We start from the raw sequence: 16,893 nt of genomic DNA, 5'->3' as shown, positions 1-16,893 counted from the left end.
TTATAACTCCTCTTTTTGAGCTTTAAATCTACAACTTCCAACCGTTATAGTCTTACCATCTTTGATAGCTTCTTTTACATAATCAAGTGTTCCCTTTGGATCTGAATCTCCAATCTCTTCTTCTATCATTCTAAGAAGATCAGCCTCATTTGTTGTTGTCCATGTTTTTTCATAGGTATATTGTGTTTGTATTTTCATAGTAGTATAATACCTAAATATAAATTTTAAGGGCAGCTCATGAAAGATATGTTAAAAAACTTCACTGTTCTTTATGTCGAGGACAACGAGATGGTACGAAAAAGTGCTGTTGAGTACTTAGAGCGTGTAGCTAAAGAAGTTTTACAAGCAAAAGATGGCAAAGAGGCTATTAAAATTTGGAGAGAACATAAACCTGATATTATTATCACAGATATCAGTATGCCCCGCCTTAATGGCATTGACATGGCAAGTTATATAAGAGCTAATGACAAAGATGTTCAAATAATCATAGCAACAGCTCACTCGGACACTAAGTATCTGCTACAAGCAGTTGAATTACAACTTGTTAAGTACATTATAAAGCCTATAACAAAAGAGAAGCTAATTGGTGCTTTGGAGAAATCTATAGAGCTCATTGAAGATAAAAGTAAGTTCAATCTTGCACTATCCCCAACGGTACAATACAATGCTTATGAAAAACTAATCTGTGACGATGGCAAAGAGATAAAACTAACAAAAAATGAGACCCTTTTTCTTGACCTTTTAGCTCATCACTATACCAGAGTTGTTAAGTATGAAGAAATTGAAAATGCTATTTGGGCATATGAAGGTATGAGCCAAGATGCTATTCGTTCTCTAGTTCGTGGGATAAGAAAGAAAGTTCCTGAGAATTGTATTGAAAATATATCTGGGAGTGGATATAAACTTCACATATATAACAAATAATCTTTATCTTCGCCTATCAAAGTGATAGGCGAATCTCCAACATTTAATCCTCTTTCTTCAAAACAAACTTATGATACAAGTGCAGCTATAAAAGCTGTCATTAAAACCGCTCTAAGACTTCTGATTGCACCTATAGTAACTAAAGCTACGAAGTCTTTCACCTTACTTTTTAAATCATTGAAAGTAGTTAAGCATTACAACTCTGGTTAGAATACTCATATATTCACCACTGAAGTATAGCCCAAACACTCCACCAATTAAAGCAAACGGAATATTTAGAAGAACTAAATCACGACCAAGAACATTGATTGGTAGTGTCATAAATCTTCTGACGCTATCAAAAGCTAATTCTCTAGCCTTTTTAGGTGCCTTTGGATTCAAAAAAAGATGAAATTTTATGAATTTGGAGGTGTGGAAAATATTATGGAATTATTTGGGCTTTAGCTTAAATAAAGTTGTTAAATAACTTCTGATACAATTGCACATAATGAAAAAGAATAATAGTAAAGTAGTAAAAATATTATTGGCAACACTGTTCTTCTTGAGTTTTCACGACTTTATTTTTGAGCAAAATATTTATCTTATCTCGCAACAAAATGAAATTTCCATACAAGATACTTCTAAAGTTATGCAGTCTCTTTTAGTAGAACACAACCTTTGTCATTCCCCTTTTATTCTCTTAACTAACAGCTTTATAACAGATAATCAACTCTCTACATCTACTATTCAAGCAAAAGCTTTTTTTATCAAACAACTCCAGTCAAGCGATATTTTCACCCCTCCAAAAACAATTTCCTAATACTAATAAATAATAAATTTTAATACCAAGGAAATAAAATATATGAAGTATTTAATATATATGCTCCTTCCTGTACTCGTTACAGCACAGAGCATAGAGCAACTGTACGAGAGTATTCAAGATAGTGATACTTACAAAAGTAAGACACAAAGTGCAGTGGCAAATGCACAGCTAAAAAATGCAGCACTCTATCAAGATGAATGGAGTATTGGTGGAGGCATAGGATACGCAAATGTCCGAGATGGCTCAGACAAGGGGAGTGAATTTGGGCTTAATGTTGCTAAAGCATTGAACTTCGGTGGTGATGCAGTAGATGAGATAATAAACAAAAATAAGAACTATGCAACACTATCCAAAAAAACTACGCAAAACAGAATGCGAGCACAACTTTGGACAACTTATGGAAACTACTGTATCACGATGCAAGCACTTCAAGCAAAAGCATCTTTATCAAGTATATATGATGACATAAGAGTCCATATTCAGAAGGGAGTTGCATACGGTGAGTTTGACGCATCAAAAGGGATTATGGCTGAACTTTCTTTAAATAATCTAAACCTACAAATCTCTCAACTTGAGAATGAATTACAAAGCTATGAGGCTCAGATAAAACTGTTAGTCACTTTTGATGGTCAGTTTGAGTGTAAAAAACTCTCTCCAAATTTTAGTCAAATTTTTAATCTAAAGTACTCTGCACTCTGGCCTATGCTACAGGAGAACAGAGAGATTCAAAAAAAGAGCCTCTCTTATACACAACAAGCTTTCAATCAGGTTAATGTAAGTCTTTCGTATAACAACGAAATAGATACAGATAGATATATGCTCAATCTTAATATTCCTTTGACATACGGAAGTAGTAAAAATGAAGCAAAAAAAGAGGCAGCTCTACAACGATTAAGTTCTGTTTCTCATGAGTTAAAAGCCTTTGAAAACAGCTATAAACAAGAGACAATAACACTCAAAAACCGCATAGCTATTTATAGACAATATCTTAAAAATACGGAAAGATCCATCACTAGTAGTGCCGATAAGCTAATCGCTCAGAGCAATATGCGTTTTCTCGCAGGAGAAGAGAGTCTAATTTCTATGCTTAAAGCTACAGAGACTAAACTACAGATGATTGAAACAATACTACAGTTAAAAATACAAAGACATAGTGCAGTTGGAAAATACATGTACAAATATGCAATAGATCCAAAGGAAATAGACAATGTTAAATAAAAAAATACTCACACTACTACTTGCAACTTCAGTTGCACTCTTTGCAGAGTCACCTTTTGTAAAAGGTGAAAATAAAATGGTAAAACTACAAGCTATTAAGAGTGTAGATTCTGTCTATCTTGGAAGTTTTTTAGCACAAGGACATCTTCCAGCAAACAAAACATATAGAATAGATGCACCAGTTGAAGGTGTTGTAGAGAAGCTTGGTGCAAGTTTGTATCAAAATATACAAAAAAGAAAAGTTCTTGCAATCATAAAAAGTCCCAAAATACTTGAACTAGAAGCAATATACATTAATCTCTTAATAGAAAAAGAGTATAACAAAAATGAAGTAGCACGACTAGAGCCTCTCTACAAAGCTGCCGTAGTAGCAAAAAAGCAGTTTTTAAAAGCAAAAAATACACTTAAAAAGTATGAAACTCAGGTAGAGTTTTACTACTCACTCCTTCAAGAGTGGGGTTTGAGTAAAAAACAGGTAGATACTATTACACGGACAAAACAACCTATACCAGAAATTCGCATCTACTCACCAATAGATGGGAAAGTAGCAGACTTAAATATTTTTCCAAAAATGTATTTGCAACGCGGTGAGCATATGATGACAATAGTAAGTAAAGAAGGTACACACCTAGAGATAGCACTTCCTAAAGAAATCGTAGGTAAGCTCCATGTAAACTCTGAGCTTATCATAGGTAATGAGCCCTTTGAAGTGGAGTCAATTGCAGCAGAAGTAGATATGAGAACCCAGACTATAGCAGTACATCTTGTTCCAAAAGGTACTTATCATATTCTGCCAAATGAGAAAAGAAATATTCGACTTTACTGGCCAAGAAAAGCCTTAAGAGTTGCATCCTCCGCAGTTATTAATTATGCTGAAAAAGCATCCTTATTTGTAAAAGAAGATGGTGGCTACAGACTCCATACCATAACACCTCTAAGTAGAGATGCAAAGAGTGTTTACTTTATTTCCAAAGATATAGACGGGAGTGAAGAGGTTGTTGTACGCGGTGCTATCTCTCTAAAAGGAGCACTTCAAGGCATGCAAAATGATTGATAAGCTGATACAGTTTGCACTTTCACAGCGAATCTTTGCTGTTGTTATTGCACTAGGACTTTTAGCTGGAGGAATCGTCTCTTACTCTAAGCTCACTATTGATGCTTTTCCTGATGTTTCAACTACACAGGTAGAGATTATCACCAAAGCACCAGGAATGACACCTAAAGAGGTTGAGCAACAGATTACTATTCCTATAGAGCTTGAAATGCAGGGTATTCCACACCTTAAAATAACACGTTCTACTTCAAAATATGCTCTAAGTGATGTCGTTATAGATTTTGAGGAGGGAACAGACCTCTACTGGGCACGTGATAGAGTCTATCAAAGACTTAACGGTGTTATGGCAGACCTTCCGGCATCGGCATCTGGAGGTATGGCACCTATTACTACGCCTCTTGGTGAGATACTTATGTTTACTATTGAATCAGACACACTTACTCTCATGGAGCGAAAAACACTTCTTGATTGGGTCATTCGTCCTGCTTTGCGAAATATTAATGGTGTTGCTGATGTGAATGTTCTTGGAGGCGATAGCAAAATATATGAGATAAAACCTGATTTTGCCACAATGGCATCTTTAGGAATTACACTTGACTCCATAGAAGAGAAGATTGCAAAAAACAATGCAAATTATGGTGCAGGAAGAATTGAGCATGGGGATGAGGCGCTTCTTGTAAGACTCCCAGGTCGCATGAAAGATGTAAGTGAGATAAAAAATCTTGTTGTTAAGGTTGAAGATAATGGTGCCATCATTCGTCTTGGAGATATTGCAAAAGTCAGCATCTCATCACTTACACGCTATGGATATGTTACAAAAGATGCTAAAGGTGAAACGATTGAGGGACTTGTTCTTGGGCTAAAGGGTGCGGATGCTTCAACGGTAACATCTGAAGTAAGAGAGCGTTTAGAGGAGTTAGAAAAGTCACTTCCAGAGGGCACAACAATAGATATATTTTATGATAGAAAAGATCTTATCTCTAAAGCTGTCAGTATGGTGCAAAAAGCCTTAAGCGAAGCTATCGTTTTAGTAGTTGTGATTTTACTACTCTTTTTAGGTAGTTTTGTTTCAGCTATAACAGTTGCACTTATTTTGCCAATGGCAATTTTGAGTGCTTTTATCTTAATGTACTATTTTAATATTAGTGTCAACTTGATGAGTTTAGGGGGTATTGCTATAGCCATAGGGATGATTATAGATTCCGGGGTGGTTATGGTTGAAAATATTATAGCCAGACTAGCAGAGCCACTAGATAAAAATATGTCACGCCTAGAGATTATGGCAGCTGCAGCAAAAGAGGTAAGTACTCCAGTTATAGCTGGGGTTTCTATTATTATCATCGTATTTACCCCTCTACTTATGCTCGATGGTATCGGTGGAAAACTTTTTGCACCTGTTGCACTGAGTATAGTATTTACACTTGCGGCTTCTATCTTGTTAGCTCTTTTTGTTATACCTACTGTTGCTTCATTTTTAATCCAGCATCCAAGACATGAAGATACATTTCTTATGAAGTATCTACTTAAAGTCTATGAGCCTTTTTTGAAAAAAGCTTTTAAATTAGAGTTTTTTATTTATGGCATTTTAATTGTACTTCTTGGAGGAACCTTTTATGCCTTTGGAAATATAGGAAAAACCTTCATGCCAACGATGGATGAGGGGAATATAGTTATTGGAGTGGAAACACCACCATCTATAAATATTCCAGCAGGAGTAGAACTCGCCACACAGATACAAAAACAACTCATGCAAGATGTACCTGAGATAAAGTCTATTGTCGCAAGAAGTGGTTCTGATGAGATAGGACTTGATCCAATGGGGCTCAATGATACAGATACATTTTTGGTTTTTAAACCCAAGAGCGAGTGGAGAAATCAAGATACAGAGTGGCTCAAAGAGCAGATGCGTCAATCTCTAGAAAAGATTCAAGGAATAGAGTATAGCTTTACACAACCCATAGAGATGCGAACATCAGAGATGCTCACAGGTTCACGTGGTGATGTTGTTATTAAACTATTTGGAGAGGAGATAGATAAGCTCAATGCATTTGGTGCTAAGATAAAAGCAGTCATTGAGAAGACAGAAGGCTCCCAAGATGTCTACATGAAGCAGAATGATGGTGTAGCCTATCAAGAGTTGCGTTTTAATGATGAAAAACTTGGAAACTATGGACTTGATAAAAATGATGTAGCACACCTTCTTAAAGCCGCAGTAAGTGGTGTAGAGGTGGGAACTATTTATCAAGGGATGAAGCAGTTTTCTATTGTTATTCGTGGAGATTATTTAAAGAAAAACTTAGATGAACTCTACCTTGTTGGTCTAAGTGGCGAAGCAGTTTCCCTCTCTGAAGTTGTAGAAATTGTAAAAACAGATGGACCTGTTGAGATTAAACATGAAAAAGCAAAACGTTTTATTTCTATACAAACAAATGTATCGGGGATTGACCTTGTAACATTTGTAGAGAATATTCAATCAGCTATAGCAAGTGAGTTAACACTACCCGCTGGTTACTATCTTACATACGGTGGCGAGTTTAAAAGCCAACAAGCGACAATGCAGCGACTATCTATTGTTGTGCCTATCGCACTTGTCATGATTTTTATGATTTTATATATGACATTTAAGTCTGTTTTGCAGAGTGTGATTATTTTTACTACTATTCCACTTGCGATGATGGGAGGGATTTTTGGTCTCTATGCGACTAATAGTTACCTCTCTGTTCCTGCTTCTGTAGGGTTTATAGCACTCCTTGGTATTGCTGTGCTTAATGGTGTCGTGATGATTAGTTATTTTAATGAACTAGCACGCGATATGCCTATAAGTCAGGTTGTCATAGAGGGGGCAAAAAGAAGACTTCGTCCAGTCTTAATGACTGCAACTATAGCAGCTCTCTCTTTAGTGCCGATGCTCTTTGCAACGGGTCCTGGGTCAGAGATTCAAAAACCTTTAGCAATAGTTGTAATTTTTGGGCTTATCTCTTCAACGGCACTAACACTACTACTAATACCTATGCTTTATAAGCGGTTTGTAAAGGAGGAAAAAAGATAGAGAGATACCTCTCTTTATCTCGCTTCTTCGTTAGCATGATTTGTTATCCAACTTCCTATTGCAAAGCAATAGGCTCGGTAGTGTCTTTAATTCTCTCTTTGGCATGAGAGAAGTTAAGTCCAAGTTCAGGAGCTTTTTGTGTTGTAAAAATCTCCTTTTTTGCTATCTCTGCATAAGTTTTTTCTTTGATTGATTTTGTTTTTTCACTTTTATTTAATGCTTCTATAATCTCTGATAAATTTTGAGCACTAACATTAAGTGATACAAAAAGCAGTAAAAATAATTTTAATTTCATTGTTAACCTTTTTTTGTAACTACTCACCCCATCTAAAAGACAGAATACCCCTGAATTACTTTAACTAATGACTCAAATTCATTTAAGCCACGCTTTCTTGATGTGTCAACAATACTTCTTAATGTTGCATAATTCTCTGCACCTGCAAGTGATTTGAATTGACCTGAAACTTTCTGTTTTACTTTTACATTTCTAATTGCCCTCTCACTTGCATTATTATCGGGTGGTATATTTTCATCAAGTAAAAAAGTAAAGATTTTATCTTTAGCTTTTGAAATTGAATTTACTTGTTTTGCTGTTTCACTTTTAGGAATAGTTGGCATAGATAACAGATGCTCTAGTGATTTATCATATTGAGCTTTCAGTGATACTCTTTGTATTTGTGTTAACTCTTCTCTATCATCCTTGATAGCCTCTTTCAGAAGTGCTTTTAACCCTTTAGCTAACTTTGTATTATCACACTCAATTGCAAAGTTTAAATCTCTAAGTTTATGAGCTAAACACAACTGCTCACTTTTGCATTGTAGTGAAGAGTAAGAGGAGTAGTTATCATGTACTACACAAGCATTAAGAAATCCATTTTCAAAGGTATCATTTATAACTGCTGTACCTCTTGATTTATTAGCTACTATTAAAGTGTTTTGGTTATTTTGAAAAGTCCAATGCCAGTGTTTCTCTGCATCTATTTTACAACCTGTCTCATCTATCCCTACAACTGAGGCTTTTTGGAGTGTTTCTTTGATTGTATCTATCTCTTTTTGAGAGAGTTTGCTGGCTTTTGCTAAGAGAGTAGTGATTGTTCCTTCTGAAATATTAAGATGAAACAGGTTCTTTAGTAGTGATACTATTCTTTTATGAGACATATATTGTGATACACTCAAGTAAGAGACTATGGCAGTAATACTACTCCCATAGCTTATATTTGGAGTTACTGATGGAGTAAAGCTATTATCATGATTCTCATAACCACAAGAAGGGCATATTTTACTAAAGCTTTGATACTCTGTTATCTTCTTGTTGATAGAAGATAATTTCAAATCTAATACTTGTCTTTTCTCTTTTAACTTAGTAATGACACCAGATAAATCAAAGCCACATTTTTTACATGATGTAAGTTCATATGTTAATGGCACTATCTCATCTGGAGTATCACTCTGTTTAAGTGTTACTCCTTCTCTCCCTTTTTGCCCACCACTTTTTTTATCGCTCTTTTTTCTCAAGCTCTGATTCTTTTTAGGATTAGGATTAGCAATCTCTGTTGATGGAGGAATACTTGAGTTATTTGAATTCTTTGGTGGTTTTTCTTGAACAAGATTATCTTGTAAATCTTTTACATATTTCAACAATTCATCATGAGTTAACTTATCAAGTTCATCTTTCGATTTAATAGAAAACTGATATTTTATTTTACCATTACTCATTGTTAAAACCTCTTCTGTTATATATATTATTATAGCTAATAATCCCTAAAAATAGGCTTATTAAGAAGAAAAATAGAGAAAAACTTGAGGTAATATTTAGGTTAGTTTTTTAGTTTGGATGGGGTGAGTAGTTACCTTTTTTTTATAATATTTATTGAAAAAAGCTTAACTTAGAGGCTGTCTTTGTGGAACTGAGGAGATGCAAGAAGTCAGATTTTCAATACTTACCAATGGTTTTGTATCTGAGAGTCGTATAGTTATACTAAATTCTTCTTCTTTGTTAAAGACTAAAATTGTATGAATATCATCATGAACATGAGCTACCAAGCCCATACTTGAGTCATCATTCTCCATCTGGTAGACTTCATGTTTTATATCTGTTTGATGTTCTAATACAATATAGTCATGTATTACAAAATCAAATTTCTATTTTAAAACAGGCACCCTCTGCTGTATTATTAACACTTAGTTTACCATTTAGATGTTCTTCAATAATCATCTTGGACATATAAAGTCCCAATCCTGTTCCACTCTGATTATCTTTTGTAGAGAAGTATGGATCAAAGATTTTATCTATAATTTTCTTATCTACTCCACCGCCATTATCACAGACCTCAACGATGAGCTTTTCTTTCTCACATCTGGATGTTATGATTATTTTAGGATTTTTTATTTTTTTATCTACTAAGATATCTTTTGCATTTTTAATTAGATTTAGCATAACTTGGATGAACTCATTTTTATATATATGAGTCAGGTCCCGTCCATATGACTCTATTTCTACTTCAACACCACTAACTTCTAGTGACTTTTGCATAAGTGAAACACTTGTAGTTACGACATCACTTACTAAAACAAATTCTTTAGACTTATCAGGTCGAAAATAGTTTCTAAAGTCATCTATAGTAACAGACATAAATTCTAAAAGGGTATTCCCCTCTTTTAACTTATCATCAAGATACTCTTTAGTTAACTCTTTGTACTCATAGGCAGAGTCAATATTCATAAAGAGATATGACATCTGGTTTAGCGGTTGTCTCCACTGATGAGCAATCATACTAAGCATATCTCCCATCTCAGCCATTTTTGATTGTTGGATTAGCATCTTGTCTTTTTGTCTATGAGCTTTTAGACCGTCGATGACTCTTTGCTCTAGTGACTCATTTAACTTCTCTAGCTCATCAGTCCTTTTTTGAACTTCAAGTTGATATTGAGAAAATATTTTATTAATTTTTCTAGATAATAAAAGTGATAGTATTACAATAAAAATAACTATAGATGCAGAAGCTTTAATAATAAATTCCAACTCTCTATCTAACATCTCTTCTAATTCAGTCTGCTTTTTCAACTCTTTTATACTCATTTTGGATATATCAAATCCATAGATTAAATGCCAATCAAGCGGTTCATAATACTTAGAATAGTAATAATAGCCATCGAGTTTATCTTTGTACCAAGTAGGCTCTTTAGATAGATTTTCACTAATAACTTTTAGAGATTCGTCTCCTAGATATATTTGCATTTTTTTAGATATAAAAATAGGTTTTCTGTCATCATAGAGTCCCATAAAATCTGCACTATCCATAGGAATACTTTGAACCATTCCTAAAAGTATTGATTTTAAAGCTTCACGTTTTTGCAAAACATTTGTAGATGACCCTATATACCAGTTATACATATCTAAGTCTTTTACTAAAATAATCTGTTTTCCTGCACCAGCATAAAAATTGCTTTCTAAAAAACCTTCACCAGATTTTCTAACCTTTTGTATTTCTTCTAAGATTATAGATCTGCCATCAACATCTGCATAAGCACTAATATTTTTTTGATTGAGTAAAGAACTTCGTGAGAGTATAGTATTTCCACTAAAGTCAGCTATAAATATATAATCTTTTTTTGTACTATATGTCATCTGATTTAAAGCATCTACTATTCGCTCTTTTATCTCATATTTTCCTTTTTTTTCTTCATATTTCTCATAAATATATCTTGCACTTTTATATGCCATATCTACTCTAGTTTGTAGTTGTGCTTTTATATCTTCATCTACTCTATTATTTTTGTAATCAAAAAGAAGGTTAAGTTGCTCTACCCAAATTTCACTTTTTGCTTTTTTAGACTCAATATGCTCTTTTATAGAACGCTCTTTTATATGATGAAAATAGGCATTTACTTTTTCTATATAAAACGTAGTAATAAAAAAACTTGCAGTTAATACAAGAGCTAAAGGTACTACAACTATGAGATAAGGGATGATTCTTTTTTCATTAATTTTCATGAGGCCTCTTCACTTGAAATATTTAACACTTTTTTTGGTTTAAGACCAAGTTCAACCATATTCTCAGCACGTTTTATAATATTGCCCTTACCTGTTTTTAATCTTTTTATCGAAGTATCATAAGAATCTTGAGCTTTTTGCAATGCGAAACCAACCTTTTGCATCTCATCTACAAACAAAACCAGTTTTTCATACATAGCTTCTGCTTCATTTACAATTATTTGGGCATGTTCTTCTTGTCTTTGTGTTCGCCAAATATGTTCAATTGTTCTAAGAGTAACCAATAGTGTTGATGGTGATACTACTAAAATATTGCTTTCATATGCTCGTTTAAAAAACTCACCATCTGCTTGAAGTGCTAGTAAAAAAGCTCCTTCAATAGGCATAAATAAAAGTACAAAATCAAGACTATTTACTCCTTCTAATCTGTCATACTTTTTAGAACTCAAATCTTTTATATGACCATGAATAGAATTTATATGTTCTTTAAGTGCTAATGTTTTAACATCTGGATTATCTTGACTCATAAATCTCTCATACGCAACAAGTGAAACTTTAGAGTCGATTATAATATCTCTCTCCTGTGGCATATGAATAACTACATCAGGACGATAAGTTTTTCCCTCTATGGACTTTAAAGTAGCTTGCGTTTGATATTCTATGCCTTCTCGAAGACCTGATTCTTCTAGTATCCTTTCTAAAACTATTTCACCCCAGTTGCCTTGTGTCTTATTCTCACCCTTTAAAGCTTTAGTAAGATTTATTGCTTCTTGAGACAACTGAGCATTCATATCTTTTAACCTAGTTAATTCATCTTTTAATAAATGTCTCTCTTTTGCCTCATAACTAAATTGTTCTCGTGATTGAGTTGAAAAATTTGTAATTTGTTCACGAAATGGACGAAGTAAAATTTCAAATTGTTCTTTATGAGTATTATTGAATTTTTTTGATTTATCTTCAAATATCTGGTTTGCAAGTAGTTTAAATTCTTTTGAAAGTTCCTCTTTTGCATTTTGCATAATCTCTAGTTTTTCTTTGGAGAATTTCATCTCTTCTTCATAACGACTATTTAAAACTGCATAGCTTATACGTAAATTATTTTTATCTTGAAGAGTTACTAAATATAGGTAAAGTAAGGTTAATATAATCACACCACAAAATATTAAAAGTATTAAATACAGATCCATTAAACCAGCCTATTTCTTTTATATGAAAAATTATACTATATTTGTATTGAGTCATAGGAACTAACTGTTAATTTTGAACTTTTATGATAAAATTCGTCATATGATAGAATGGAATGAAGGTTTAAATCTTGGCATCAAAACCATAGATGACGACCATAAAAAGATTTTGCACGTTATTGGTAAGCTTTCTGAAGCTATAAATAATAATGAAAATCAACATGTGATTGAAACGATTTTTCAAGAGTTATTGATGTGCACAAAAGAGCACTTCAAGAGAGAAGAAACTTATTTACAAGACTGCAAGTGTACTAAGCTAGAAGATCATAAAGAAAAGCATCGTGCTTTTTATAACAAGCTATCAAAACTTAAACTAAAAGCAATATCTTCAAAAGACTACATCACTTCGCAAGAGATAACAATATATCTAACAGAGTGGTTGTTAAATCATGTAATAGAAGAAGATATTCCGACAATTGCTCTTTTAAAAAAATGTGGTATGACTGAGATAAATATCGAGAAAGACAACTCTCTACTAGAAAAATTAATCAAAGTAATCACTGATAGGTTTAGTTTTACAAAACGTATATTTCTCTCTGCTATTGTTCCTCTTTCGGGTATGTTACTCTTTGGAAGTATCATTATTTTTGAAAACTTCAATGAATATATAAATATGGAAAAAACTTCTAAAATCACTCATATTACTACAAATATAAATGAATTGGTACACAATCTTCAGATGGAGAGAGGACTAAATAGTGGTTATTTATCTTCAACAGAAAATAAATTTAAGGACAGTTTAAAACAACAGAGAAAACTCGTTGATAATGCGGCCAAAGAATTTACCATAATAATTAATAATATTCATATTAGCGAAATAAAATCTATTGAAGCACACATAAAGATTCTAAAAAAAGATATATTATCACTTGATAGTATTCGTAAAAAAATTGATAGTAAAAATATATCTCAAATTCAAGAAATAAATTTATATTCAAGAATTATTAAAAATATACTCGATATTACTCCAAAAATAGAATCTTTGAATTTTGACAGGGAATTATCTTCTTCTATAGCAACGCTCTATTCTATTCAACAGTTAAAAGAATCTATTGGACAAAAAAGAGCTTATGGAACAACAATAATAGAAAAAAAAGATGTGACAATTGAAGAATATATCTCTTTTGCAAAACTCTTTGGTACTCAGTTGGCTTTTTTAAGCACATTTAAAAGTACAGCTTCTAACGCACAAAATAAGAGGTATGATGCATTATTTAATTCTGATATTGTAAAACAAATAAATGTTTATGAGCAGAACATAAAAAACTATCATTTTGATAACTTAGATTCCGAGATTTGGTTTAAACTCACAACAGAATATATTAATATGATAAAACTTTTTGAAGACGAACTTCTAAATGAGATAAATATGGCAATAAACAAAAATATAAACTCAACAATAATAAACTTTATTTTATGGATTCTTTTCAATACTACAATATTGGCTATTAATCTTTTCATACTTTATACATTTAAAAGAAGTACGGTAATGCAAATTGATCAGTTAACATATGCAATGAGAGATCTTGCCACAGGAGGAAGAGGATTTAGACTCTCTCCTATAAATATGAAAAGAGATGAAATCGCATATATGTATGATGCTTACGAAAAAACAAGACAAAAACTTCTTAAAGGCGATATATATACACAGCTCTATCTAAGAAAAAATAAAATGGAACTGAAAAACAAAGAAAGAGAAAATACAAAACTTGAAAAGATGGCATTTGTTGACCCACTCACAGGAGCTGTAAATCGTCGTAAATTTGAAGAGCTTTCAACTCAAGAATTAGAGCGAGCTAAACGTTATGAAAGTAATCTTTGTTTTTTAATGCTCGACATAGATCACTTTAAAAACATAAATGATACCTACGGGCATTCCAGAGGAGATGAAGTACTAAAACATTTCTCATCTGTATGTTTAGATATGGCTAGGAGCTTAGATATAGTAGCTAGAGTTGGCGGAGAAGAATTTATAATTATGCTTCCAGAGACTGCAAGCGAAGGTGCTTATATATTTGCTGAGAGGTTTCGTGAAAAAATATACTCTTGTGAAGTAAAAGTAGAAGGTCAGACTATCAAATACAGTGTTAGCATCGGTATTGCTTGTTTAGATAAAGACAAAGATGTAAAAGAAATTCTACAAAAAGCAGATAGAGCTCTATATGAAGCTAAAGCATCTGGAAGAAACTGCAGTGTTATCTATACATAGGCTTTTTTACTAACTTATTCTACACAATATAAACTTAAATTATTTAAACTATAATCACCTTCAAGATAAACTTTGTTTTATTTGGATATAATTCGCGAAATAGTTTAAGGGGAAGATGCTTTGCGTTTTGCAAACTTGTATCATCTCCTTACATTTAAAGGATAATGATGCAAGAAAATGCACAAACAGAAGAAAACACACCCGTTGAGGAAAATCTACTCACATTTGCTGACCTAGGTTTAAAAAAAGAGATACTTAGAAGCGTAGAACAAGCAGGATTTGTAACTCCAAGTCCAATTCAAGCAGCAGCTATTCCCCTAGTTCTTCAAGGTCGTGATATCGTAGGTCAGGCACATACAGGAACAGGTAAAACAGCAGCTTTTGGTCTTCCGGCACTAAATAACATCGATGTAAGAAACGGTGTAGAGATTTTAGTTATCACTCCAACTCGTGAACTTGCTACACAAGTAAGTGATGAGTTATTCAAGTATGGTAGAAACATAAATGCTAGAACTGTTACAGTTTATGGTGGTAGTTCATATAAACGCCAAATTGACCTTATAGAGCGTGGAGCTAGCGTTGTTGTTGCTACACCAGGTCGTCTGCTAGATCTTCTCAAAAAAAATATGGTTAAAGACTTTACACCAAGTATAGTTGTACTAGATGAAGCTGATGAGATGCTGGATATGGGATTTTTAGATGATATAAATGAAATCTTTTCATACCTTCCAACAAATCGTCAAACACTGCTTTTCTCAGCTACTATGCCTAAACCAATTAAGCTTTTAGCTGAACGTATTTTAGATAATCCGGAATTTATCTCTATTACTAAAGGTGAGACTACAAACTCTGATATTGAACAACTTTACTATGTAATCGAAGAATCAGAAAGAGATGATGCAATCATTCGTCTTATGGATTCTGAAGAGACTAAAAAATCTGTTGTATTTTGTAGAACAAAAAGTGAAGTAGATAGACTATCAAATGTTTTATCTAATGCCGGCTATTTAGCTAACGGTCTTCATGGAGATATGGAGCAACGTCAACGTGAAACAGTAATCAAAGGTTTCAAAAGCAACTCTGTAAAAGTTCTTGTTGCTACAGATGTTGCTGCACGTGGTATACATGTTGATAATATATCTCATGTTTTTAACTACCATATTCCTTTTGACCCTGAGTCTTATGTTCACCGTATTGGTAGAACTGGACGTGCTGGTACTAAAGGAAAGGCAATTACACTCTTAACTCCACTAGAGTTTAAAGAGCTTCAACGCATTAAACAAAAAGTTGGAACTTCAATGGGTCATGCTTATGTTCCAAGTAAAAATGATTTAAGAAGCTCCACTATTGAAGCTTTGGTTAAAAAAGTTGAAGATCACAAAATATATGATGAAGCTCATAAAGTTTTAGATAGATTACGTGAAGATATTGATGAAGAGCAAATGGCTTACAAACTTATCTCAATGCTACTAGACCAACAAGATATAAAAGGTCCAAACCATATTGGTATTCCAGCTGATAAAATAGAGGCAATTCTTGCTCGTGCTGCTCAAAGAGGTGGTCAATCTCGTGGTAGAGGCGGTTCTCGCGGTAGAAGTGGTGGCGGCGGTGGCGGCGGCTACCGTGGAAATAAACCTCGTTCAGGTGGCGGTTCAGATCGCAATCGTGAAGGTGGAGGAAGTCGTGATGGCGGTGGTTACCGTGGAAATCGTGATAAAAACCGTTCAAGTGGAAGTTCTACTAGACATAGAGACTAAACTTTTAATAAACCCCTTGTAATGGGGTTTATATTAATACATACTTCAAATACTGCCCTACTCCAAGACAACATAAAACAAATAATTATTTATAAGAATTCTACTACTTATGATATTATATCAACACATAAAGGACTTTAATGCATATGCTTATCTACGAAGATAGTGATGTTTATATAGAAAAACATGATAGTGAAATACCTTGGTTAAAAATATTTACAAAAGAGGCTTATAAAGAGTTGGGCGATGTTCCAAAAGAGCTAAGAAGTAAACTTTGGGAAATATATGATATTATTGAATATGAAATGAAGCACTATTATAATCCTAAAAAAATAAATATGGCATCATTTTCAAATATGCTACCAAGAGTTCATATACATGTAATGGCTAGATTTGAAGAAGACTCTTACTTTCCAAACCCTATGTGGGGAGAAAAACTAAGAGATGCCAAATTAAATCTTCCAGATGAAAAAGAGTTCCACAAGAGAGTTTTTAACGCTCTGCAAAATGTGTAGTTTATATAGTAGTGTTTTTCATAATTAAAATTCTCAATTTTGCTTTAGTTCAAGGCGAAGTTTAGTTTTATTGAGGAGCATACTTTAGTATGTGACGAAAGAAAACTAAACTTTAACGCAGAAATCA

At 33.3% G+C, this 16,893-nt stretch carries 15 protein-coding genes; 8 read left to right on the top strand and 7 right to left on the bottom strand.

What is annotated here, in order from left to right:
• Window positions 1-198: a hypothetical protein gene (locus ACLHDE_RS02430; protein WP_415397574.1), complete on the bottom strand. Its 198-nt coding sequence runs from the start codon at window positions 196-198 to the stop codon at window positions 1-3.
• Between the two features lie 39 nt (window positions 199-237).
• On the opposite strand from ACLHDE_RS02430, the gene ACLHDE_RS02425 reads away from it, so the two are divergent.
• The gene (locus ACLHDE_RS02425; protein WP_415397573.1) at window positions 238-924 is read left to right on the top strand and encodes a response regulator transcription factor; all 687 of its coding nucleotides are present in this window, start codon (window positions 238-240) and stop codon (window positions 922-924) included.
• A gap of 174 nt (window positions 925-1,098) precedes the next feature.
• Here the strand turns inward: ACLHDE_RS02425 and ACLHDE_RS02420 are convergent, their stop codons facing one another.
• Window positions 1,099-1,305, bottom strand: coding sequence for a hypothetical protein (locus ACLHDE_RS02420; protein WP_415397572.1), 207 nt, complete (start codon window positions 1,303-1,305; stop codon window positions 1,099-1,101).
• Window positions 1,306-1,411: 106 nt separating this feature from the next.
• Here ACLHDE_RS02420 and ACLHDE_RS02415 point away from each other — a divergent pair, with 106 nt between their 5' ends.
• From ACLHDE_RS02415 to ACLHDE_RS02400, 4 genes are read left to right on the top strand one after another with little or no spacing between them, the layout of a single operon-like run.
• The gene (locus tag ACLHDE_RS02415; protein WP_415397571.1) at window positions 1,412-1,723 is read left to right on the top strand and encodes a hypothetical protein; all 312 of its coding nucleotides are present in this window, start codon (window positions 1,412-1,414) and stop codon (window positions 1,721-1,723) included.
• Window positions 1,724-1,765: 42 nt separating this feature from the next.
• Window positions 1,766-2,944 (top strand): hypothetical protein, encoded by a 1,179-nt coding sequence (locus tag ACLHDE_RS02410; RefSeq protein WP_415397570.1) that lies wholly within the window; start codon window positions 1,766-1,768, stop codon window positions 2,942-2,944.
• Window positions 2,934-3,998: an efflux RND transporter periplasmic adaptor subunit gene (locus tag ACLHDE_RS02405; RefSeq protein ID WP_415397569.1), complete on the top strand. Its 1,065-nt coding sequence runs from the start codon at window positions 2,934-2,936 to the stop codon at window positions 3,996-3,998. The genes ACLHDE_RS02410 and ACLHDE_RS02405 overlap by 11 nt, the downstream gene beginning before the upstream one ends.
• Window positions 3,991-7,047 (top strand): efflux RND transporter permease subunit, encoded by a 3,057-nt coding sequence (locus ACLHDE_RS02400; RefSeq protein WP_415397568.1) that lies wholly within the window; start codon window positions 3,991-3,993, stop codon window positions 7,045-7,047. Before ACLHDE_RS02405 ends, ACLHDE_RS02400 begins: the two co-directional genes overlap by 8 nt.
• Before the next feature lie 55 nt (window positions 7,048-7,102).
• On the opposite strand, the gene ACLHDE_RS02395 is transcribed toward ACLHDE_RS02400, so the two are convergent.
• The 5 genes from ACLHDE_RS02395 to ACLHDE_RS02375 form a co-directional block, all read right to left on the bottom strand.
• A complete protein-coding gene (locus ACLHDE_RS02395) occupies window positions 7,103-7,342 on the bottom strand; it encodes a hypothetical protein (protein WP_415397567.1) in 240 nt (79 codons plus the stop codon).
• Window positions 7,343-7,374: 32 nt separating this feature from the next.
• A complete protein-coding gene (tnpC, locus tag ACLHDE_RS02390; protein ID WP_415397566.1) occupies window positions 7,375-8,763 on the bottom strand; it encodes an IS66 family transposase in 1,389 nt (462 codons plus the stop codon).
• Between the two features lie 165 nt (window positions 8,764-8,928).
• Window positions 8,929-9,117 carry a hypothetical protein gene (locus tag ACLHDE_RS02385; RefSeq protein ID WP_415397565.1) on the bottom strand — a complete coding sequence of 63 codons (189 nt, stop codon included), beginning with the start codon at window positions 9,115-9,117 and terminating at the stop codon, window positions 8,929-8,931.
• Between the two features lie 64 nt (window positions 9,118-9,181).
• Window positions 9,182-11,041 carry a cache domain-containing protein gene (locus ACLHDE_RS02380; RefSeq protein ID WP_415397564.1) on the bottom strand — a complete coding sequence of 620 codons (1,860 nt, stop codon included), beginning with the start codon at window positions 11,039-11,041 and terminating at the stop codon, window positions 9,182-9,184.
• Window positions 11,038-12,228, bottom strand: coding sequence for a DNA recombination protein RmuC (locus ACLHDE_RS02375; RefSeq protein WP_415397563.1), 1,191 nt, complete (start codon window positions 12,226-12,228; stop codon window positions 11,038-11,040). Before ACLHDE_RS02375 ends, ACLHDE_RS02380 begins: the two co-directional genes overlap by 4 nt.
• Window positions 12,229-12,328: 100 nt before the next feature.
• On the opposite strand from ACLHDE_RS02375, the gene ACLHDE_RS02370 reads away from it, so the two are divergent.
• The 3 genes from ACLHDE_RS02370 (at window position 12,329) to ACLHDE_RS02360 (ending at window position 16,766) form a co-directional block, all read left to right on the top strand.
• Window positions 12,329-14,494 (top strand): bacteriohemerythrin, encoded by a 2,166-nt coding sequence (locus ACLHDE_RS02370; RefSeq protein ID WP_415397562.1) that lies wholly within the window; start codon window positions 12,329-12,331, stop codon window positions 14,492-14,494.
• 167 nt (window positions 14,495-14,661) lie between these two features.
• Window positions 14,662-16,251, top strand: coding sequence for a DEAD/DEAH box helicase (locus ACLHDE_RS02365; protein ID WP_415397561.1), 1,590 nt, complete (start codon window positions 14,662-14,664; stop codon window positions 16,249-16,251).
• A 140-nt stretch (window positions 16,252-16,391) separates the two neighbouring features.
• Window positions 16,392-16,766, top strand: a complete 375-nt coding sequence (locus ACLHDE_RS02360; RefSeq protein WP_415397560.1) for an HIT family protein — start codon at window positions 16,392-16,394, stop codon at window positions 16,764-16,766.
• Window positions 16,767-16,893: the final 127 nt, after the last annotated feature.

It is taken from the genome of Sulfurimonas iocasae (assembly GCF_047716755.1).
In the GTDB taxonomy this organism is placed as follows: Bacteria; Campylobacterota; Campylobacteria; order Campylobacterales; family Sulfurimonadaceae; genus Sulfurimonas.
Note: the sequence above shows the minus strand (reverse complement) of the source record. Positions and strands in the feature narration are given on the sequence as shown.